The 24454-nt window shown below is 62.8% G+C and carries 1 protein-coding gene (cut by a window edge); it reads right to left on the bottom strand.

Features of this window, described 5'->3' with window-relative positions; translation table 11 throughout:
- On the bottom strand, window positions 1-24443 hold the 5' portion of the coding sequence (locus tag B9Z51_RS05800; RefSeq protein ID WP_255419308.1) for an Ig-like domain-containing protein. It extends 5839 nt beyond the left edge of the window; only the first 24443 of its 30282 coding nucleotides appear in the window; its start codon is at window positions 24441-24443; its stop codon lies beyond the left edge, outside the window.
- Window positions 24444-24454 lie beyond the last annotated feature (11 nt).

Below are 24454 nucleotides of genomic sequence, written 5' to 3'. Positions count from 1 at the left end.
TGCAAGACATTGATGCCTTCTATGGCACTGAAAGTCGTGGTCCAGGTGTTGCCGCCATCGATGCTGTACTGGATCAGGCTATTGGCCTCTGCGCCCGAGACCGAGATTCGGCCGTCATTGGTGAGCAAATCGCCATCGACCCCGGCGTCACACAACAGTGACACCGTGGGCGCTGCTGGGCCTGTGGTGTCCAGCGTGAACGTCAAGGGCGTGCTGGTGCTGTAGTTGCCCACCATGTCGGTGGCGATGGCTCGAACTTGGTAAGCGCCATCGGTGATGGGCGAGAACGTCGCGGTGGGCGTGCTCCAGGTGCTGCCGCCGTTGGTGCTGTATTGGTAGGTGACCGTCACACCAGAGCTGTAGGTCTGTGCGTACTTGACCAAGCCATCGCTGGTGATGCGGTCGGCCATGTACAGCGCACTGCGGCCCGTATCGGTTTTCAGGCTCAAGGTCGGCGTAGTGGGGTTCACGGTCAGGCGCGTGAAGTCGAGCGAATCAGTGCGCTCGTTACCAGCTTTGTCCACCACTTTGACACTGACGGTGTAATCCGCATCCAGCGTGGGTTGCACATAGCTGGCCGCCCAATCACGCACCAGCGTGCCGTTGGCCAAGGCCACTTTGTAATAAGTGCGCACATCGGCCAGCGCATCGGCACCGGGGTCAAAACTCAGGGACAAGGCCACATTCGAGGTCACCCGGTCGGTGCTGCTGGAACCTGTGTCCGAGGTCAAACTCAATTTGGGACTGTTGAGCGCCGTATCGAGCGTGAAACTCAGGCTGTTGCTCAAGCCCACGTTGCCAGCGCCGTCGATGGCCCGGACCTTGACCGTGTTGAGACCGTCCACCGCAAAAAAGGTGCTGGAGAAAGTCGCCCCACCATCGGTGGAATAGGACAGCACTTCACTGGCTGCATAGCCCGCCACCGAGATGCCGCCCGAGTTGGTGTATTGGTCAATCGCGCTGGTGCCCGAGTCGCAGCTCAAAGTCACTGTGGGGCTGGGGGCTGTGTTGTCGAGCGTGAAGGTCAAGACCTCGGACACCACACGGTTGCCTGCCGCATCGCTGGCCCGCACGCGCACGCTGTTGCTGCCCTGCACGGCAGAGAATGTGCCCATCCAGATGGTGCCATCGGTGCTGAACTCCAGCGTGTCGCCCACGCTGGCGCCCACCACGGAGATGGCACCGTTGTTGCTGATGTTGTCGCCCGAGGTGCCGCTGTCGCAGGCCAGAACCAGGGTGGGTTTGGTGACCAGGGTGTCCAGCGTGAAATTGAGCGTTGCAGGCGTGCCCACATTGCCAGCGCTGTCAATGGCCCGCACACGCAAAGCGTTCAAACCTTCACCGGCTGCAAACGTGGTGCTCCAGGTGCTGCCATCGGTGCTGTACTGCAAGGTGGCACCCGCTTCCAAAGTGCTGGCCACCACGGTGCCCAGATTGCTGATCTTGTCGGTGCCCAAGCTGCCGCTGTCGCACACCAAACCGACCGTGGGTGCATCCGGGCCGGTGGTGTCCAGGGTAAAGCTGTAATCGGTGATTGCGCCCACCAGTCCGGCCGCATCGGTGACGCGCACTTTGACGACGTTGATGCCCTCGGCCGCACTGAAGGTGCTGGCCCAGGTGCTGCCATTGGTGCTGTATTCGATCAAGCTGGCGGTTTCGGGGGTGCTCACTTGCAAACCGCCGGATTTGCTCAGCTTGTCTGAAGTGCTGGCACCGCTGTCGCAGCTGAGGCTGACCGTGGGCGCCAGTGGCGCAGCATTGTCCAGCGTGAAGCTCAATTGGCTGATCGGGCTGAGGTTGCCCGCTGCATCGACGGCACGCACTTGCAAGGTGTTGACGCCCTCCACGGCCGTGAAGCTGGATGTCCAGGTGCTGCCATTGGTGCTGTACTGCACCGTTGTGCCCGCTGCGCTGCTGGCATTGACCGCGCCGAGCTGGCTGATCAGGTCGCTTGTGGACAAGCCACTGTCACACACCAGAGCGATCACAGGCGCCGCAGCGGCCGTGGTGTCGAGCGTGAAGGCCAGCGATTGGGTGCGCTGGTTGCCCGCCGCATCGGTGACACGCACGCTCAGGGTGTTTGACCCTTCAGTGGCCGTGAAGGTGCTGGCCCAGGTACTGGCATTGGAGTTGGCGTTTGTGCTGTATTCCAGCGTTGCGCCGCTTTCCACGCCCGTCAAGGCCAGGATGGCGTTGCTGGTGATGGCATCAGTGGCGCTGGCGCCGCTGTCACAGGCCAAAGCCAGGGTGAAGTTCGACACCGCTGTGTCCAGCGTGAAGGAGAGCGGCATGGCGCTGGCCGTGTTGCCCGCACCGTCGGTGACCTTGAGCATCACGGTGTTGGCGCCTTCGGCCGCCGCAAAGGTCGTGCTCCAGGTGTTGCCATCGGTGCTGTAAGTGACGCTGGCGCCACTCTCGACATTGCCCAGGCTCAGGCCGGCCAGGCTGGTGATCCTGTCGCTGCTGCTGGCGCCGCTGTCGCACGCCAGGCCCAAGGTGGGCGTGGCAATGGTCTTGTCAATCACCACGGCCAGTGTTTGGGCAGCGCTGGTGTTGCCTGCCGGGTCCATGGCGACCACGCTGATGGTGCCGCTGCTCATGGCCAGGCTGGCCGTGACCGACCAGGCGCCACTGGCATCCACGGTGGTGCTGAGCACCTCGCCCGTGGCGGGCAGGGTGACCACAATGGTGTCACCTTTGAGGCCTGTGCCGCTCAGCGTGGGGGTGTCGACGCTGGTGATGAGGTCGTTCAGGTTGCCGGTGTTGCTGGCATCGTCGAGCTTGACGGTGAAGTCTGGTGCCCGTGTGTCCACCGCATAACTGGCCGTGGCCACCGTGCCCGAATTGCCCGCTTCGTCGGTGTAGGTGTTGGCCAGCTCAAAGGTGTTGCTGGCCGACTCCACGCCTGCGGATGGGGTGAATGTGGCCGTCCAGACCAGTCCGTCCGCACTGGCCGTGAAGCTGCCCAGCGTGCCATGGGGCGACGTGACATCGTCGCTGCCAAAGCCCAGCACTTTTTCACTGAAGGTGATGGTCACCGTCGCGCTTTCGCCCATCTTGAGTGCGGTGTCACTGAGGCGAACCACGGCCACGGGAGACAGCCGGTCAATGGCGTAGTTGGCGCTGCTGGCCGCCGCGCCGTTGTTGCCCGCCACGTCGGTATAACCGGTGGTGATGCGCAGGGCATTGGTGGCCGACTGCACCGCGTCGGGCGTGAAGGTGCCCAACCAGGTTTGGCCGCCATCTGTGGACACCAGCGTGCTGAGCGTGCCGTTTTGCACACTCACATCGGTGTTGTCAAAGCCGGTTACTTTTTCGCTGAAGGCAATGGTCACCTGGGCGGTTTCGCCCGCCTGCAAATTGACATCGCTCAAGCTGATGCTGGCCGTTGGCCCTTGGGTGTCGACTGCGTAATTGACACTGGAAGCAGTGCCCCCCAGGTTGCCCGCCAGGTCTTTGTAACCCGCTGCGGCCACGGTGATGCTGTTGCTGGCCACTTCAATGCCCGCGTTGGCGGTGAAGGTGCCCACCCAGGTGATGCCACCATCGCTGCTGGCCAGGGTACTCAGCGTGCCGTTGGGCGCTGTCACATCGCTGTTGTCAAAGTTTTGCACCGCTTCGCTGAAGGCCAGGGTCAGCGTGGCGCTTTGCCCTGCCGTCAGGCGGGTGACAGCAGCGCCACTGGCGTCCTTGAGGGTCACCTGGGCGCTGGGCGCCTTGGTGTCCAGAATGTAATTGCCGCTGACGCTGCTGCTGCCCGCATTGCCCACCACATCGGTGTAGGTGTTGGCCAGTGCCACCACGTTGGTGGCGTCTTCCACATTGGCGGTGGGCGTGAAGGTGCCTTGCCAGGTGATGCCGCCGTCCGCGCTGGTCAAGGTGCCCAGGCTGCCATTGGCCACGGTCACATCTTCGTTGCTGAAGCCTTGCACGGCCTCGCTGAACTTGACGGTCAAAGTGGTGCTTTCGCCCGCTTTGAGGAACTCGTTGCCCAAAGTGATGATGGCGGTGGGCGCCTGCGTGTCCAGGCTGTAGTTGCCGCTGACACTGCCCGTGCCGCCATTGCCGGCCAGATCGCTGTAGACATGGCCCAGAGTGATGATGTTGCTGGTATCGGCCACGTTGCTGGCGGGCGTCAGGGTGGCCGTCCAGGTTTGACCGCCATCGCTGCTGATCAAATTGCTCAGCACGGCGTTGTCGGCCGACACATCGCCCAAATCAAAAGATGTGACTTTTTCACTGAAGACGATGGTGACCGTGGCTGTCTCCCCCGCTTTCAAGGACGCCTTGCTGATGGCCATGCTCTGCACCGTAGGCGCCAGCGTGTCCACCGAGTAGGTGTGGCTTTGGCTGACGCTGTGGCTGTTGCCTGCGGCGTCGGTGGCCACCACCAGCACATCCACGGTTTTATCGGGGTCGGCAATCAAATCAGCGGTGTCCACGTCCAGGCTGAAGTGGCCCACGGCATCGAGCACGCCGGTCACGGTGTGGCCATTGACCATGACGCTGACCGCATCACCTGCGCGCGCCTGGGTCACAGCGCCTGTCACGGCCGTCAGCGCCGCCAGGGCATCCACTGGCCCGATGGCGTTTTCACCCGTGATGGCACCCACTGTCAAGACGGGCGCCGGGCTGGTGGTGTCGAGCGTGAAATTGAACACCACGGGCGTGCTGATGTTGCCTGCCACATCGGTTTGGCGCACCTGCACACTGTTGGCGCCTTCGCTGGCCGTGTAGGTCACGCTCCAGGTGTTGCCGTTGGTGCTGTATTCGAGCAAAGCCCCCGATTCACCCGAGACGCTCAAAGACCCGATGGTGGTGATCTTGTCGCTGCTGCTCACGCCCGAATCGCACAACAAGCTCACGCCGGGGTTGCTGACGGTCTTGTCAATGACCACCGTGAGGTTTTGCGTAGCATTGGTGGCACCCGTGTAGTTGACCACCACCAGCCCCGAGCTGATCGGGTTGACCGGCGTGACACTCCACAAACCATTGATGTCCACCGTGGTGTTCAGCACTTCCAGGGTTCCAGGCATGGTCACCTGCACCGAGTCGCCCGACTTGCCCGTCCCACTGATGGTTGGCGTGTCGTCGTTGGTGGTCAGATCGGTCAAGCTGCCGCTGTTGCTGGTGTTGTCCAGCGCCGCCGTGAATGTGTCCCCCTTGGTGTTCAAGGTGAAAGTCAAGGGCTCCGAAATCGCCTGGTTGCCTGCAGCGTCGGTGCTGCGCACATAGACCGTGTTGCTGCCTTCAACGGCGCTGTAGTTGCTGATCCAGGTGCTGCCGTTGGTGCTGTAGTCGATGACCGCACCGGCATCGACTCCAATGACCTGAAGCCCCCCTTGTGTGGTGACCAAATCGCTGGGCGTGCCCGTGTCACAGACCAGTGCCAAGCTGGGCTTGGTGATCTTTGTATCGAGCGTAAAGCTCAGTGTAGACACCGCACCGGCATTGCCAGCCGCATCGATCACCCGGGCCTTGACGGTGTTAGAACCCTCGCCCGACGCAAATGTGGAGGCCCAGGAAACGCCATCGGTGCTGTATTGGAGGCTGCCCCCCGTCTCCAGCGTGGTCGCCACAATGGCGCCACTGTGGGTGATTTTGTCGGTGCCCGAGCTGCCGCTGTCACACACCAAGGCCAAGGCGGGTGCCATCGGGCCCTGGCTGTCCAGCGTGAACACCAATTCGGTGACACCAGAGACCAGACCGGCCAAGTCGGTGACCCGCACCCGCACGGTGTTGCCGCCCTCCGAAGCCGCAAACGTCGTGGCCCAGGCGCTGCCGTTGGTGCTGTATTCGATGAAACCACCGGTTTCGGCCGTGCTGATTTGCAAGCTGCCATTCAAACTCAGCTTGTCACTGGCAGAGCTGCCACTGTCACAGGCCAGCGCCACAGTGGGATTGGACGGCGCCGTGGTATCGAGACGGAACACCAGACTGCCCACCTCGCTCACATTGCCCGCCAGATCCATGGCACGGGCATACACCGTGTTGGCGCCTTCAGCGGCTGCAAAGGTGGTCACCCAAGTGATCGCATCGGTGCTGAACATCACCGTGGCGCCCGCTTCATGGCTCACATTGAGGGCGCCCTGCGCCGTGATCAGATCGGTGCCATTCAGGCCCCCATCACACACCAGCGTGATAACGGGTTGATCGGGCCGCGCCGTGTCCAGCGTGAAGGCCATGTCCTTGATGCGCACATTGCCTGCGGCATCGCTGACACGCACTTTGAAGGCATTGCCGCCCTCCACCGGCACAAACGTGCCCAGCCAGGTGCTGCCGCCGTCCAGGCTGTAGCTGATGGCATCGCCCGCCACCACGCCGGTGGTCTGCAAACCTGCAGAGTGGGTGACTTTGTCTGTCGCCAGGCCACTGTCACACAGCAGGGCCACGGTGAAATCAGCCACCACACTGTCGAGGGTGAAACTCAAGGGGGTGGAGACGGCCGCATTGCCCGCACCATCCGTGGCGCGCACGGTCAGGGTGTTCAGGCCTTCGTTGGCCGTGAAGGTGGTCAACCACAAGATGCCGTCGGTGCTGTATTCCAGCGTTGCTCCGGCCTCGGCCGTGACGCTGATGGCGCCTTGCTGCGTGATTTTGTCGGCCGCGCTGATGCCGCTGTCGCAGAACAGCACCACGCCGGGGGTGGCGATGGTTTTGTCAATGACCAACGCCAGTGTTTGCGTAGCAGCTGTGGCGCCACCAGTGCTGGTGGCACTGATGCTGACATTGCCGCTGCTGATGGCCAATGTGGGGGTGACCGACCACAGGCCATTGGCCCCGACGGTGGCGGTCATCACTTCGCCGGTGCCGGGCATGGTGACCGTGATCACATCCCCCTCGGAGCCGGTGCCCGTGATGGTGGGGGTGTCGTCGCTGGTGACCAGATCACTCTTGGCGCCTGTGTTGCTGCTGTCATCCAGACGTCCGGTAAAGCTCGGTGCACGGGTATCCACCGCATAGCTGGCACTGGCCACGGTACCGGCGTTGCCAGCCAGGTCGGTGTAGGTGCTGGCCAGGGACAAACTGTTCACAGGCACCTGGATGTTGGCAGACGGCGTGAACGTGGCCACCCAGCTCAGGCCGTCGGCGCTGGAGGTGAAGGTGCTCAGCGTGCCATTAGGGGCAGACACATCGGCATTGCTGAAGCCACTGACGCGCTCACTGAAGGTGATGGTGACCGTGGCGCTCTCTCCGGCTTTGATGGCCGTGTTGCTCAGGCTGATGCTGGCCGTGGGCGAGAGGCGGTCAATGGCGTAGTTGCCGCTCGTGGCGGATGCGCCTTGGTTGCCTGCCAGATCGGTGTAGCTGTTGGCCAGGCTGAGCACATTGCTCGCCGATTGCACCTGCCCGGGTGTAAAGGTGCCCACCCAGGTGCGGCCGCTGTCGGTCGTGGCCAACGTGCTCAGGGTGCCGTTTTGCACCGTCACATCGGCGTTGCTGAAACCAGTGACTTTTTCCGTGAAGGTGATGGTGACCGTGGAGGTTTCACCCGCCAGCAAATCGACATCGCTGAAGCTGATGCTCGCACTGGGGCCTTGGGTGTCAATGGCGTAATTGGCGCTGGCAGCAGCGGCCCCGGCATTGCCCGCCACATCGGTGTAGCTGGCCGCTGCCACGGTGATGTTGTTGGTCGCATCTTCGATGGCCGCATTGGCTGCAAAGGTGCCCGTCCAGGTGATGCCGCCGTCTGCGCTGGTCAGCGTGCTGAGCGTTCCGTTGGGAGCGGACACATCGGCGTTGCTGAAGCCCTGCACGGCTTCGCTGAATGTGACAGTCACATCGGCGCTTTGGCCTGCCGTCAAACTGCTGATGGCCACGCCTGCGCTCTTGAGCGTGATCGTGGCCATCGGGGCCTTGGTGTCCAGGCTGTAGTTGCCACTGGCGCCTGTGTGGCCGGTATTGCCCACCAGGTCGGTGTAAGTGTCGGCCAGGGTGATGACGTTGCTGGCATCTTCCACGTTGCTCAAGGGCGTGAAGGTGCCGGTCCAGGTCAGCCCGCCATCCGCAGTCGACAAGGTGCCCAGACTGCCGTTTTGCACCGTCACATCGTCCTGGCTGAAGTTTTGCACGGACTCACTGAAGCGAATGCTCAGTGTGGTGGTTTCCCCGGCTTTGAGGGCTTCATTGGCCAGCTGGATGATGGCCGTGGGGGCCTTCGTGTCGAGGCTGTAGTTGGCACTGATCAAGCCACTGCCCGCATTGCCCGCCAGATCCGTGTAGGTGGCGGTGATCTGCAACACATTGCTGGTGTCTTCAATGTTCAAGCTGGGCGTGAAAATCGCGCTCCAGGTGATGCCGCCATCACTGCTGATCAACTGACTCAGGCTGCCGTTGGCGGCAGTGATGTCACTGACATCAAAAGCGGTGACTTTTTCACTGAACACCATGCCCACCGTGGCGGTTTCGCCCACTTTGAGGCTGCTTTTGTCGATGCTCAGGCTCTGGACCACAGGTGCCACGATGTCCACGTTGTAAGCATGGCTGGCGGTGGCATTGGCCACGTTGCCTGCCGCATCGCTGGCGCTCAGCACCACATCCAGGCTCTTGTCGCTGTCGTTGATCAGATCGGTGGTCGCCAGCTCCACGCTGTAATGCCCCGACAAATCCACGGTGGCCGTGTAGGTGTGGCCATTGACGAACACACTGACGAGATCACCCACGCGCGCTTGCGTGACATCACCGGACACGGCCGTCGTCAAGGCTTGCGCATCGACCGGACCGATGGCGTTATCGCCAAAAACGGGCTGCACGTTCAGGGTCGGTGCAGGTGCCGTGGTGTCCAGCGTGAAGGTCAAGGCCGACGAGCTGGCCACGTTGCCCGCCACATCGGTCTGGCGCACATAGAGGGTGTTGAGGCCTTCCGTGGCGGTAAACGTGCTGGCCCATACCGCGCCATCGGTGCTGTAGCTCACGGCGGCGCCATTTTCAAGGCCACTGATCACGAGTTCAGCACTCTGCGAAATCCGGTCACTGGCACTGGCGCCACTGTCGCAGGCGAGCGCCACCGTGGGCTTGGCCACGGCCTTGTCGATGATCAAAGCCAGTGTTTGAGGCAGCGATGCCGCACCGGCACTGTTCATGGCCAGCACGCTGACCGAACCACTGGCCATGGTCAAACTGGGGGTCAATGACCACTGGCCGTTGGCGTCCACCGTGGTGGACAGCATTTCGCCCGAACCCGGGAAGGTCACCACGATGATGTCATCGACCGTGCCCGTGCCACTGATCGTGGGGGTGTCATCGCTGGTGATGCGGTCGCTGGTGACACCGCTGTTGCTGGCGTCATTGAGCTGGAAGGTGAACGACGGCGCGCGTGTGTCCACGCTGTATGCAGCGCTGGCGGTCGTACCCGGATTGTTGGCCAAGTCGCTGTAGGTGCTGGCCAGTGTCAGGGTGTTGTTCAAGGCCAGGAAGTTGGCCGTGGGGGTGAAGGTGGCGGTCCAGACGGTGCTGTCCGCATTGGCCGTGAAGGTGCCCAGCGTGCCGTTGGGCGCTGTCACATCCCCATTGGAGAAACCCTGCACCGCTTCACTGAACGCAATGGTCACGGTGGCGCTCTCGCCAGCCGTCAAAGAGGTGTCGCTCAAGCTGATGGTGGCTGTGGGCGCGAGTCGGTCCAGTGTGTAGTTGCCGCTGACGGCGCTGCTGCCCTGGTTACCGGCCACATCGGTGTAGCCGTTGGACAGGCTCACCACGTTGCTGGTGTCTTGCGCGTTGCTTGGGGTGAAGGTGCCCACCCAGGTACGACCGCCGTCGGTGGTAGACAGGGTGCTCAGTGTCCCGTTTTCGACCCTGACATCGGTGTTGTCAAAGTTGCTGACTTTTTCATTGAAGGTGATGGTCAAGACAGCCGTCTCGTTGGCCTGCAAGTCCGTGTCACTCAGGGTGATGGTGGCTGTGGGGCCTTGCGTGTCCACGGCATGGTTGGCACTGGAGGCCGCGCCGCCTGCATTGCCCGCCAGGTCGCTGTAGGCGCCTGGGTTGATGCTCAAGCTGTTGACGGCCACTTCGACATTGGCGTTCGGCGTGAAGGTGCCTGTCCAGGTGATGCCGCCATCCGTGCTGGCCAGCGTGCTCAACTGTCCGTTGGGTGCATTGACATCGGCGTTGCTGAAGTCTTTGACGGCTTCATTGAAGGTGATCGTCACAGCCGCACTTTGGCCTGCCGTCAAACTCGTCAACACCGCGTTGCTGTTGTCTTTGAGGACGATGCTGGCGCTGGGCGCTTTGGTGTCCACACTGTAGTTGCCGCTGGTGACGGCCACACCGGCGTTGCCGATCAGATCGCTGTACGTGCTGGCCAGCGCAATCGTGTTGAGGGCCGCCTCGGTGTTGGCGTTGGGGGTGTAAGTGCCGGTCCAGGTGATGCCGCCATCGGCGCTGGAGAGCGTGCCCAAAGCGCCGTTTTGCACCGTGACGTCTTCGTTGCCAAAACCTTGCACCTTTTCACTGAAGGTGATGGTCAAGGTCGTGCTTTCACCCGCTTTGAGGGCTTCATCGGCCAGCGCGATGACCGCTGTGGGCGCTTTGGTGTCCAGGCTGTAGTTGCCACTGCTGCCGGTGGTGCCCGCATTGCCTGCCAGGTCGGTGTAGTTGGAGAACACCTGCACCAGGTTGCTGGTGTCTTCGATCATGCTGCTGGCCGTCAGGGTTGCGGTCCAGGTCAAGCCACCGTCCGTGCTGGCCAAAGCGCTCAGGCTGGCGTTGTCAGCGAGCAAATCGCCCAGGTCAAAGGCCTGCACTTTTTCTGAAAAACGCACCGTCACCGTGGCGGTGTCACCGGCTTTCAGAACGGTTTTATCCAGGGTAACGCTTTGCACCGAAGGCGCCGATGTGTCCACACTGTAAGCGCGGCTGGCTTGCGCGTTGGCGGCATTGCCCGCAGCGTCTGTCGCGTTGATGAACACTTCCAGTTTCTTGTCGGCATCGTCCACCAAGTCCAGTGTGTCAATCTGGATGTTGTACCCCCCCACTGCATTCACAGTGCCGGAGTAGGTTTGCCCATTGACCTGCACTTGCACCAGATCGCCTTGGCTGGCCTGCAAGGCCACACCCGTGATGGTGGTGCTCAGGTTGGCGGCGTCGGCAGGCCCCACGGCGTCATCGCCGCCAATGGCGGCCACGGTGATGCTGGGCACGGGCACTTGCGTGTCCAGCGTGAAGCTGAACACCGTCGGTGTGCTGATGTTGTCGGCCTTGTCGGTTTGACGCACCTGCACGGTGTTCAGGCCTTCTTGCGCCGTAAAAGTGCTGCTCCAGGTGCTGCCGTCGGTGCTGTATTCCAGCACGGCATCACTTTCAATTTGCCCAATGTTCAGATTGCCCACCGTGGTGATTTTGTCGCTGCTGCTGGCGCCCGAGTCGCACAGCAGGCTGACTGTGGGCGAGGCCGCGCTTTTGTCGATGACCACCGCCAGGCTGATGGTCGAGTCCACACTGCTGCCCGCCTGCAGTGTTCTGGCCACCAGAACGTTGCCCGAGGAAATCGTCAGCGATGGCGTGACCGACCACAGACCATTGATGTCCACCACCGCATCCAGAACCTCGTTGGTGCCGGGCATGGTCACGCGGATGCGGTCGCCCACAGCCCCTGTGCCGCTGATGACGGGCGTGTCCTGATGGGTGATCAGATCGTTGAGTGAGCCGCTGTTGCTGAGGTTGTTCAGACCTGCCGTGAAAGTGCCCGCCTTGGTGTTGAGCACAAAGCTCAGCATGTCCGACACGGCGCTGTTGCCTGCCTGATCCGTCACACGGGCATAAACCGTGTTGTGGCCTTCGGCCGCGCTGTAGGTGTTTGTCCAGCTGCTGCCATTGGTGCTGTATTCCACCACAGCACCACTTTCAATGGCCGAGCCGCCTGCGCTGCCGGGCACATTGAGGGTGCCATCAATCGTCACTTTGTCACCCGGCGTGCCGGTGTCGGACACCAGCGTCAAAGTCGGTTGGCTGATGAACGTGTCCACCGTGAAAGTCAAGGTGCTGGCGGGGCCTGCGTTGCCTGCGGCATCCACCACCCGGGCCTGCACGGTATTGCTGCCCTCGCCTGCGGCAAAGGTGCTGCCCCAAGCCAGTCCGTCCACACTGTATTGGAGGGTGGCTCCTGACTCCAGGGTCGTGGCCAAAATGCTGCCGTTCTGGCTGATTTTGTCGGTGCCCGAACTGCCGCTGTCACAGACCAGCGCCAAAGTGGGCACCGTGGGTGCCAGCGTGTCCAGGGTGAAGTTGAAGGTGCTGATCGCACCCACATTCCCTGCGGCGTCCGTCACACGAATTTGCACAGCATTGGCGCCTTCCATGGCGCTGAACGTGGTCAGCCAGGTGCTGCCATTGGTGCTGTACTGGATTTGCCCACCGCTTTCGCTGGTCATGGTTTGCAGCAAGGCCTGCTTGCTGAGTCGGTCGCTGCCACTGCTGCCGCTGTCGCAGACCAGGGTAGCGACAGGGGCGACTGGCGCCGTGGTGTCCAGGGTGAAGCTCAGGCTGCTGGCATCACTGACGTTGCCTGCCGCATCGGTGGCACGGGCATACACCTTGTTGGCGCCTTCTGTGGCGACAAAGGTGGTACCCCAGGTGCTGCCATCGGTGCTGTAGGCCAGGACCGTGCCTGTCCCATGGGACACATTGATGCCCCCTTTGGCTGAAATCAGGTCACTGCTGCTCAAGCCGCCATCACAAACCAGGGTGATCACGGGCGCAGTGGGTTTGACACTCTGCAGCTGGAAGGCCAGGTTTTGCGTTCTCTGATTGCCTGCCGAGTCCGTCACGCGCACGGTGATGGCGTTGGCGCCTTCACTGGCCTGGAAATCATTGGCCCAGCTTGTGCCATCGGTGCTGTATTGCACATGGGCTCCCGCCTCCACCCCGGACAAAATCAAGTTCGGGGTGTTGGTGATCAAGTCACTCGCTGTGCCACTGTCACAGCCAAGCGTCACGGCAAAGGCAGCCACTGTCGTGTCCAGGGTGAAATTGAGCGGCGCAGACAGTGCACTGTTGCCTGCCCCATCAGTCACCTTGACGGTGACTTGGTTAACGCCTTCTGACGCACTGAAGGTGGTCGTCCAAAGGACACCATTGGTGCTGTAAGCCACTTGTGCGCCTGCCTCAACGCCTGCGAGTGTCAAGGCCGCAAACCGGCTGCTGTTGTCGGTGCTGCTCGATCCGCTGTCACAAGACAGCGTGAGCGTGGGCACTGCGATCACTTGATCAATGACCAAGCTCAGCGACTGCGCGGTGCTGGTGTTGCCCGCCGCGTCAATGGCCACCACACTGACCGTGCCCGTACTGATGGCCAGATTGGGCGTCACGCTCCAAGTGCCGTCTGCGGCCACGGTGGTGCTGATCACTTCCAGTGTGCCGGGCATCGTGACACGGATGAGGTCCCCCTCCACACCCGAACCGCTGATGGTGGGTGTGGCATCAGAGGTCATCAGATCGGTCAGCGTGCCGCTGTTGCTCGCGTCATCGAGTTTGACCGTGAAGCTCGGCGCCTTTGTGTCCACTGCGTACGTGGCTGTGGCCACCGTGCCCGCGTTGCCCGCTTCGTCGGTGTAGGCGGTGCTCAGGCTCAGCGTGTTGCTGGCCGCCTCGGTGTCCACGCTCGGAGTGAAGGTGGCTGTCCAGATCAGGCCGTCTGCGCTGGCGGTGAAGCTGCTCAAGGCCCCATTGGGCGCCGTGATGTCCGCGTTGCTGAAGTCTTTGACTTTCTCGCTGAAGGTGATGGTGACGGTAGCGCTCTCGCCTGCTTTGAGGGCGTTGTCGCTCAACGCAATGGTCGCTGCCGGGGCTTTGAGGTCAATCGCGTAGTTGGCGCTGCTGGTGCTGGCGCCTTGGTTGCCCGCCACGTCGGTGTAGCTGTTGGCCACGCTCATGAGGTTGCTGGCGTCTGCCGTGCCTGCCGTGGGCGTGAAGGTGCCGCTCCAGGTCTTGCCGCCGTCTGTGGTGGCCAGGGTGCTCAGCGTGCCGTTCTCCACGGTGACGTCGCTGTTGTCAAAGCCGGTGACTTTTTCACTGAAGCTGATGGTCATTTGTGCGCTCTCGCCTGCCGTCAGCGCGTTGTCGCTCAGCGTGATGCTGGCCGTGGGGCCTTGGGTGTCCACGGCGTAGTTGGCGCTGGCAGCGGCTGAGCCTGCGTTACCGGCCAGGTCGCTGTAGTTATTGGGGTTGACGCTGATGCTGTTGGCGGCCACTTCCACATTGGCGTTGGGCGTGAAGGTCGCGGTCCAGGTGGTGCCACCGTCTGTGCTGGCCAAGGTGCTGAGCGTGCCGTTGGGCGCTGTCACGTCAGCGTTGCTGAAGTCTTTGACCGCTTCGCTGAAGGTGATGCTGAGTTGGGCGCTTTGTCCTGCCGTGAGGCTGGTGATGGCCGCGCCTTGTGCATCTTTGAGGCTCACTACGGCCGAGGGGGCCTTGGTGTCTACGCTGTAGTTGCCGCTGGTGCCCACGGTCCCGGCGTTGCCGATCTGGTCGGTGTAGCTGCCTGCCAGGCTGATGGCGTTGAGGGGGCTTTCTGTGTTGACGTTGGGCGTGTAGGTGCCGGTCCAGACGATGCCGTCGGTGCTGACCAGCGTGCCCAATGTGCCGTTTTGCACAGTGACATCCGCATTGCCGAAGTCTTGAACTTTCTCGCTGAAGGTGATGGTCAGCGTGGTGGTCTCGCCCGCTTGCAGGGCTTCGTCGGCCAGTTTGATGGTGGCCGTCGGCGCTTTGGTCTCGACACTGTAGTTGTTGCTCGCGACTGCTGTGCCCACGTTGCCCGACAGGTCGGTGTAGTTGGCCAGCACTTGGATGAGGTTGCTGGTGTCTTCGATGCCTACTGTAGGCGTGAGTGTGGCGGTCCAGGTCAGGCCGCCATCGGCGGTGGCCAGGTTGCTCAGCGTGGCTTGGTCGGCCGTCAGGTCTGACAGGTCAAAGGCTTTGACTTTCTCGCTGAAGCTGATGGTGACGGTGGCGGTTTCACCCACTTTGAGGGCGCTCTTGTCCAGCACGATGCTTTGCACCGTGGGCACGGTGACGTCCACCGCATAGGCTCGGGTGGCCGATGCCATCTGGGTGTTGCCCGCCGCGTCGCTGGCCATGAGCACGACTTCGATGTCGCTGCCGGAGTCGGCAATCAGGTCGGCCGTGGCCACGCTCACGCTGTAGTGGCCCAGGGCGTCGACGGTGGCGCTGAAGGTCTGGCCGTTGACCAGCACTTTGACCACATCGCCTTCGCGGGCGTCGCTCACGCTGCCGGTGATGCCAGTGTGGGTTTGCACCGCGTCGGCGGGGCTCAGGGCGTCGTCGCCGCCAATGGCGTTGATGCTGACCGTTGGCACTGGAGCGGTGGTGTCCAGCGTGAAGTCCAATGTGCTGGCGGCGCTCACGTTGCCTGCGGTATCGGTCTGGCGCACGCTCACGGTGTGGGCGCCTTCGGTGGCCACGAATGTCGTTGCCCAGTCTGTGCCGTTGGTGCTGTACTCCAGCACAGCACCCGCTTCCAGGTTGCCCACCACAATGCTGCCGTCACGGCTGATGGTGTCGCTGCTGCTGGCGCCGCTGTCGCACACGAGGGCGATGGTGGGTGCGGCCACGGCGGTGTCGATCAGCAGAGCCAGTGTCTTGGCCGCGCTCACCACGCCCGCAGCATGGGTCGCGGTCACGCTCACGCTGCCGCTGGCCATGTCCATCGTGGGCGTCACGCTCCATTTGCCGTCTGCGGCCACCGTGGTGCTGAGCACCTCGCCTGTGCCGGGCATCGTGACTTGGATGATGTCGCCCGTGGTGCCTGTACCGCTGATCGTGGGGGTCGCATCGTGGGTCAACAGGTCGTTCTGGTTGCCGCTGTTGCTGGCGTTGTCCAGCTTGAATGTGAAGGCCGCGTCCAGCGTGTTGAGTTGGAACGCCAGCGTGTCCGAGGTGGCCACGTTGCCTGCCGCATCTGTCACTTTGACGGTCACGAGGTTGGCGCCTTCCACGGCTGTGAAGCTGCTGGTCCAGGTTTGCCCGTCGGTGCTGTATTGCACTTGGGCATCGCTGTCCACGTTGTTCAGGTTCAGTGCGCCGTTGCGGGTGATCTTGTCGCTGCTGCTGGTGCCGCTGTCGCAGCTCAGGGCCACATTGGGTTTGCGGATGCCAGTGTCCAGCGTGAAGCTCAGGGTGCTGACTGTGCCTGCGTTGCCTGCCGCGTCAATGACCCGGGCCTTGACGGTGTTGCTGCCTTCGGCTGCTGTGAAGGTGGTGCCCCAGGCGACGCCGTCTGTGCTGTATTGCAGTGTGGCGCCGACTTCCGCGGTACTGGTGCTGATTGCCCCGTTTTGGGTGATCTTGTCGCTGCCCAGCACGCCGCTGTCGCACACCAGACCCAATACGGGTGCATCTGGCGCTTGGGTGTCCAGCGTGAAGGCGAAGTCGGTGACAGCGCCCAGATTGCCGGCCGCATCGGTCACGCGCACTTTGATGTTGTGCACACCTTCGGCCGCTGCCATGGTGGTGGCCCAGTTCACGCCGTTGGTGCTGTATTCGATCAGCCCTGCGGTTTCTGCTGTCTGCACAGCCAGTGCGGCGGAGTGGCTGACTTTGTCTGTGCCTGCGCCACTGATACTGCCGCTGTCGCACACCAGGCTGACGCTGGCAGCCACGGGCGCAGTGCTGTCCAGCGTGAAGCTCAGGCTGGAGACACTGCTGACGTTGCCCGCTTTGTCCGTCACGCGCACGCTGACACTGTTGGCGCCTTCTGTGGCCACAAAGGTGCTGCCCCAGCTTGTACCGTTGGTGCTGTATTCCAAGGTGGCACCAGCTTCGGCGGCCACGCTGATGGTGCCGTTGTTGCTGAGTTTGTCTGAGCCTTGGCTGCCGCTGTCGCACACCAGGGTGAGCACGGCCGCTGTGGGTGCGGTGCTGTCCAGAGTGAAGCTGTAGTCTTGGGTACGCTGGTTGCCTGCGGCGTCCATGACGCGCACTGTGACGTTGTTCAGGCCTTCGGCGGCCGCGTAGGTGCTGCTCCAGATGCTGCCGTTGGTGCTGTATTCGACGCTGGCTCCGGCTTCTGCGCCAGTGATGACCAAAGTGCCGTCGTGGCTGACTTTGTCGCCTGCGCTGCCGCTGTCACAGCTGAGCGCCACGGTGAAGGCGCTGGTTTGGCTGTCCAGGGTGAAGCTGAATGCAGCCGAGGTGGCCACGTTGCCTGCGGCGTCGGTCTGGCGCACGCTCAACGTGTTGGCGCCTTCTGCGGCGATGAACGTGGAGCCCCAGGTGCTGCCATTGGTGCTGTACTCGACGGTGGCGCCGGTTTCCAGGTTGCTCACCACCAGCGCGCTTTGGCCGCTGATCTTGTCGCTTGCGCTAGAACCGCTGTCGCACACCAAGGCGATGACAGGGGTGGCCACTGCGGTGTCGATCACCAGGGGCAGAGTTTGCGCTGCGCTGGTGTTGCCTGCTGCATCTTGCGCGATCACGCTCACGCTGCCGCTGGCAATCACCAGTGTGGGCGTGACGCTCCACTTGCCGTCTGCAGCCACCGTGGTGCTGAGCACTTCCAGCGTGCCGGGCATGGTCACCTGGATGGTGTCACCCGCTGTGCCTGTACCGCTGATGGTGGGGGTGCTGTCGTGGGTCAGGCGGTCGGTCTTGGCCGCGCTGTTGCTGGCGTCGTCCAGTTGCACGCTGAACACCGGGGCCAGGGTGTCTACAGCGTAGGTGGCTGTGGCCACTGTGCCGGTGTTGCCCGCTTCGTCGGTGTAGGCCGTGCCCAGGCTCAGCGTGTTGCTGGCCGCCTCGGTGTCCACGCTCGGCGTGAAGGTGGCTGTCCAGATCAGGCCGTCTGCGCTGGCGGTGAAGCTGCTCAAGGCCCCATTGGGCGCTGTGATGTCGGCGTTGCTGAAATCCTTGACTTTCTCGCTGAAAGTGATGGTGACGGTGGCACTCTCGCCTGCTTTGAGCGCGTTGTCACTCAGGGCGATGCTGGCTGTCGGCGCTTTGAGGTCAATCGCGTAGTTGGCGCTTCTGGTGCTGGCGCCTTGGTTGCCCGCCACGTCGGTGTAGCTGTTGGCCACGCTCATGACGTTGCTGGCGTCGGCTGTGCCTGCGGTGGGCGTGAAAGTGCCTGTCCAGGTCTTGCCGCCATCGGTGGTGGCCAGGGTGCTCAGGGTGCCGTTTTCTACAGCCACGTCGCTGTTGCCAAAGCCGGTGACTTTTTCGCTGAAGCTGATGGTCACTTGCGCGGTCTCACCTGCCGTGAGCGCACTGTCGCTGAGCGTGATGCTGGCTGTGGGGCCTTGGGTGTCCACCGCGTAGGTGGCGCTCGATGCGGCTGCGCCTGCGTTGCCCGCCAGGTCGCTGTAGGCACCGGTGTTGACGCTGATGCTGTTGGCGGCCACTTCCACGTTGGCGTTGGGCGTGAACGTCGCGGTCCAGGTGGTGCCGCCATCGGTGCTGGCCAGGGTGCTCAAGGTGCCGCTGGGGGCAGTCACGTCGGCGTTGCTGAAGTCTTGTACGGCTTCGCTGAAGGTGATGGTGACTTGGGCGCTTTGACCGGCCGTGAGGCTGGTGATGGCCGCGCCTTGAGCGTCTTTAAGGGTGACGCTGGCCGTGGGGGCCTTGGTGTCTACGGTGTTGTTGCCGCTTTGGGCTGCAGATCCTGCGTTGCCCACCAGGTCGGTGTAGGTGTTCGCCAGCGTGATGACGTTGGTGGCGTCTTCCAGGTTGGTGGCTGGCGTGAAGGTGCCGGTCCAGACGATGCCATCGGCGCTGAACAGTGTGCCCAGGCTGCCGTTGGCCACGGTGACGTCGTCGTTGCTGAAGTGACTGACTTTTTCACTGAAGGTGATGGTCAAGGTCGTGGTCTCACCAGCTTTGAGTGCTTCGTCTGCCAGTTGGATGATGGCGGTGGGAGCCAGCGTTTCCACGCTGTAGTTGTTGCTCGCGCTTGTCGTGCCCTGGTTGCCCGACAGATCGGTGTAGTTGGCGAGCACTTTGACCACGTTGGTGGTGTCTTCGATGCCTGCGGTGGGCGTGAGTGTGGCGGTCCAGGTCAGGCCGCTGTCGGCGGTGGACAGGTTGCTGAGTGTGGCATTGTCGGCTGTCAAGTCCGACAGGTCAAAGGCTTTGACTTTCTCGCTGAAGCGGATGGTGACGGTGGCTGTCTCACCCACTTGGAGGGCGCTCTTGTCCAGAACGATGCTTTGCACCGTGGGCACGGTAATGTCGACGGCGTAGGCTCGGGTACCCGAGGTGAATTGGGTGTTTCCTGCCGCGTCGCTGGCCGTGAGCACGACTTCGATGTCGCTGCCTGGATCGGCGATCAGGTCGGCTGTGGCCACGCTCACGCTGTAGTGGCCCAGGGCGTCCACCGTACCACTGAAGGTCTGTCCGTTGACCAGCACTTTGACCACATCGCCTTCGCGCGCATCGGTCACGCTGCCGGTGATGCCGGTGTGGGTTTGCACCGCGTCAACGGGGCTCAGTGCGTCGTCGCCGCCAATGGCGTTGATGCTGACCGTTGGCACTGGGGCGATGGTGTCCAGTGTGAAGTTCAAGCTGCTGGCCGCGCTCACGTTGCCTGCGGCGTCGGTCTGTCGCACGCTCACGGTGTTGGCGCCTTCAGTGGCCACGAATGTCGTTGCCCAGTCTGTGCCGTTGGTGCTGTATTCCAGCGCGGCACCGGCTTCCAGGTTACCCACCGTGATGTGGCCCGTTTGGCTGATCAGGTCTGTGGCACTTGAGCCGCTGTCGCACGCCAAGATGAGCGTCAATGTGCCCACTGCTTTGTCAATCACCAGGGTCAGTGTTTGTGCTGCACTGGTGTTGCCTGCCGGGTCGGTGGCGATGATGCTCACGCTGCCACTGGCGATCACCTGGGTCGGCGTGACGCTCCAGGTGCCGTCTGCCGCCACCGTGGTGCTCAGCACTTCGTTGGTGCCGGGCATCGTCACTTGAATCACGTCATCCTTGGTGCCCGTCCCGCTGATCGTGGGCATGTCGATGTTGGTCAGGCGGTCAGACAAGACACCGCTGTTGCTGGCGTCATCGAGTTTGACCGTGAAGCTCGGTGCCTTCGTATCCACCGCATAGCTGGCTGTGGCCACTGTGCCTGCGTTGCCCGCTTCGTCGGTGTAGGCCGTGCCCAGGCTCAGCGTGTTGCTGGCCGCTTCGGTGTCTGTTGCTGGTGTGAAGGTGGCTGTCCAGATCAGGCCGTCTGTGCTGGCGGTGAATGTGCTCAAGGCCCCGTTGGGCGCTGTGATGTCCGCGTTGCTGAAGTCTTTGACTTTCTCGCTGAAGGTGATGGTCACCGTGGCGCTCTCGCCTGCTTTGAGCGCGTTGTCGCTCAGGGCAATGCTGGCCGTGGGCGCTTTGAGGTCAATCGCGTAGTTGGCGCTGCTGGTGCTGGCGCCTTGGTTGCCCGCCACGTCGGTGTAGCTGTTGGCCACGCTCATGACGTTGCTGGCGTCTGCCGTGCCTGCTGTGGGCGTGAAGCTGCCCACCCAGGTCTTGCCGCCGTCGGTGGTGGCCAGGGTGCTCATGGTGCCGTTTTCTACAGCCACGTCGGTGTTGCCAAAGCCGGTGACTTTTTCACTGAAGACGATGGTGACTTGCGCTGTCTCCCCTGCCGTCAAGGCGCTGTCGCTCAGCGTGATGCTGGCCGTGGGGCCTTGGGTGTCCACAGCGTAGTTGGCACTCGATGCCGCAGCGCCTGCGTTGCCCGCCAAGTCGCTGTAGGCGCCGGGGTTGACGCTGATGCTGTTGGCGGCGACTTCCACATTGGCGTTGGGCGTGAACGTGGCGGTCCAGGTGGTGCCGCCGTCGGTGCTGGCCAGGGTGCTGAGCGTGCCGTTGGGCGCGGTCACATCGGCGTTGCTGAAGTCTTTGACGGCTTCGCTGAAGGTGATGCTCAGCTGGGCGCTTTGACCGGCCGTGAGGCTGGTCATCGGTGCACCTTGTGCGTCTTTGAGGCTGACGGTGGCCGAGGGGGCCTTGGTGTCCACGCTGTAGTTGCCGCTGGTGCCCACGGTACCGGCGTTACCGATCAGGTCGCTGTAGCTGCCCGCCAAGGTGATGGCATTCAGGGCGCTTTCCGTGTTGACATTGGGCGTGTAGGTGCCCGTCCAGACGATGCCGTCGCTGCTGACCAGCGTGCCCAGTGTGCCGTTTTGTACGGTGACGTCGGCATTGCCAAAGTCTTGCACCTTCTCGCTGAAGGTGATGGTGAGTGTGGTGCTCTCGCCCGCTTGCAGGGCTTCGTCGGTCAGTTTGATCGTGGCTGTGGGGGCTTTGGTGTCCAGACTGTAGTTGCCGCTCGTGCCTGCGGTGCCCACGTTGCCTGCATTGTCGGTATAGGTGGCCGACAGTTGCACCAGGTTGCTGGTGTCTTCGATGCTGCTGTGGGCCACCAAGGTGGCGGTCCAGGTCAGGCCGTCGTCGGCTGTGGCCAGGTCGCTCAGGCTCGCGTTGTCGGCCACCAGATCGCCCACATCAAAGGCGATCACTTTCTCGGAGAAGCGGATGGTGACGGTGGCGCTGTCGCCTGCTTTGAGCAGTGTTTTGTCCAGCGCGATGCTTTGCACTTGCGGTGCCGAGGTGTCCACGCTGTAGCTGCGGCTGGCCGAGGTGCTGGCTTGGTTGCCTGCGGCATCGCTGGCGTTGAGCAGCACTTCCAGCGTTTTGTCCGAGTCGGCCACCAGGTCGGCCGTGTCGATGCCGATGTTGTAGCTGCCCACGGCGTTGACGGTGCCGCTGAAGGTGTGGCCGTTCACGGCAATTTGCACCACATCGCCTTCGCTGGCTTGCAGCGCAGAGCCGGTGATGGTGGTTTGCGGGTTGGCCGCATCGGCCGGGCCCACGGCATCGTCGCCGCCAATGGGCGTGATGCTGACGGTGGGCACGGGTTTGCCGGTGTCCACCGTGAAGCTGAACACGGTGGGGGTGCTGGTGTTGTTGGCTTTGTCGGTTTGACGAACCTGCACGGTGTTGGCGCCTTCTTGCGCCGTGAAGGTACTGCTCCAGGTGCTGCCGTCGGTGCTGTATTCGACCAAGGCGTCTGTTTCGATCAGCCCAATGTTCAGGTTGCCTACGGTGCTGATTTTGTCGCTGTTGCTGCGCCCGGTGTCGCACAGCAGGCTGACGGAGGGTGAGGCCACCGTTTGGTCGATCACCACCGCCAGGTTGATGGTGGCGTCTACCGCGTTGCCCGCTTGCAGGGTGCGCTCGATTTGCACATTGCCCGAGGCCATGGCCAGCGTGGGCGTGACGGACCACAGGCCGTTGTTGTCGACCACGGTGGTGAGCACTTCGCCGGTGCCGGGCATGGTCACTTTGATGCGGTCGCCTTCTGAGCCGCTGCCGGTGATGGTGGGGGTGTCGTAATAAGTGCTCAGGTCCGTCAGGGCGCCGCTGTTGCTGTTGTTGTCCAGGCCTGCGGTGAAGGTGCCTGCTTTGGTGTTGAGCACAAATCGGAGGACGTCGGAGACGGCGATATTGCCTGCCGCGTCCCGGACCCGTGCGTAGACGGTGTTGCTGCCTTCTATGGCGCTGTAGGTGTTGGTCCAGCTGCTGGCGTTGGTGCTGTATTCGACCACAGCACCGGCCTCGATGGCCGAGCCGGTGGCGCTGCCGGGGACGTTCAGGCTGGCGTCGATGGTGACCAGATCGCCCGGGGTGCCGGTGTCGGAGGCCAGGGTCAGGATCGGTTTGACGATCTGGGTGTCCACGGTGAACACCAGTTGGCTGGCCGCCCCGGTGTTGCCTGCGGCATCGACCACGCGTGCGTAGACGGTGTTGCTGCCTTCTCCGGCAGCAAAGGTGCTGCCCCAGGCTGTGCCGTTGGTGCTGTATTGCAGCGTGGCACCGGCCTCCAAAGAGGACGCGGTGAGGCTGCCGGTTTGAGTGATCTTGTCGGTGCCAAGGGCACCGCTGTCGCACACCAGGCCAAGGACGGGCGCTGCAGGTGCTTGGGTGTCCAGGGTGAAGCTGTAGGTGGCCACAGCACCGGCATTGCCTGCTGCATCGGTCACGCGCACTTGCACGTTGTTGGCGCCTTCGGCGGCGGCGAACGTGGTGACCCAGTTCACGCCGTTGGTGCTGTATTCAAGCTGGCCGCCTGCTTCTACGCTGCTCAGGCTGAGCGTTCCCACGTTGCTGATCTTGTCGGTGCCTGCGCCAGTGATGTTGCCGCTGTCGCACACCAGGCCCACGGTGGGGGCTGTGGGGGATGCGCTGTCCAGGGAGAAGCTCAGGCTGGAGGTGCTGCTGACGTTGCCCGCTTTGTCGGTCACGCGCACGCTCACCGTGTTGGCGCCTTCTGCGGCTGCAAAGGTGCTGCCCCAGCTTGTGCCGTTGGTGCTGTATTCCAGCGTGGCACCGGCTTCAGCGGCCACGTTGATGCTGCCGTTGTTCGTGAGTTGGTCTGCGCCTAGGCTGCCGCTGTCGCACACCAGGGTGAGCAAGGCTGGGGTGGGCGCTGTGCTGTCCAGGGTGAAGCTGTAGTCTTGCGTGCGCTGGTTGCCTGCGGCGTCCATGACCCGCACTTTGACGGTATTCAGGCCTTCGGCGGCGGCGTAGGTGCTGGTCCAGGTGCTGCCGTTGGTGCTGTACTCAATGCTGGCACCAGACTCGGCGCCGGTGATGACCAGGGTGGCGTCGCGGCTGAGTTTGTCGGCCGCTGTGCCGCTGTCACAGCTCAGGGCTACCGTGAAAGCGCTGGTTTGGCTGTCGAGGGTGAAGCTGAATGCAGCCGAGGTGGCCACGTTGCCTGCAGCGTCGGTGGCGCGCACTTGTACGGTGTTGGCTCCTTCTGCGGCTGTGAACGTGGTGCTCCAGCTTGTGCCGTTGGTGCTGTATTCCAGCAGGCTGTCACTGTCTGCGCTGACGCTGAAGGTGCCGTTGCTGGTGACTTTGTCTGTGACGCTGGAACCGCTGTCGCACAGCAGGGCGATGGTGGGCGTGTTGATGCTCTTGTCAATGACGAGGGCCAGGGTTTGCGCCGGGCTGGTGTTGCCTGCCGCGTCTTGTGCCATCACGCTCACGTTGCCGCTGGTGATCGCCAGTGTGGGCGTCACGCTCCACTTGCCGTCTGCCGCCACGGTGGTACTGAGCACTTCGTTGGTGCCGGGCATCGTGACGCGGATGATGTCGCCCGTCGTACCCATGCCGCTGATGGTGGGCGTGTCGTCTTGGGTCAAGCGGTCTGACAAAGCACCGCTGTTGCTGGTGTCGTCCAGTTGCACGCTGAAGACCGGCGCCTTGGTATCCACGGCGTAGCTGGCTGTGGCCACCGTGCCCGTGTTGCCCGCTTCGTCGCTGTAAGCGGTGCCCAGGCTCAGCGTGTTGCTGGCCGCTTCGGTGTCCACTGCTGGTGTGAAGGTGGCGGTCCAGATCAGGCCGTCTGCGCTGGCGGTGAAGCTGCTCAGGGCGCCGTTGGGCGCGGTGATGTCCGCGTTGCTGAAGTCTTTGACTTTTTCGCTGAAGGTGATGGTGACTGTGG

The organism is Limnohabitans sp. T6-5 (genome assembly GCF_003063315.1).
In the GTDB taxonomy this organism is placed as follows: Bacteria; Pseudomonadota; Gammaproteobacteria; order Burkholderiales; family Burkholderiaceae_C; genus Limnohabitans_A.
The sequence above is the reverse complement of the archived record's forward strand: the minus strand, read 5'-3'. Positions and strand labels throughout refer to the sequence as shown.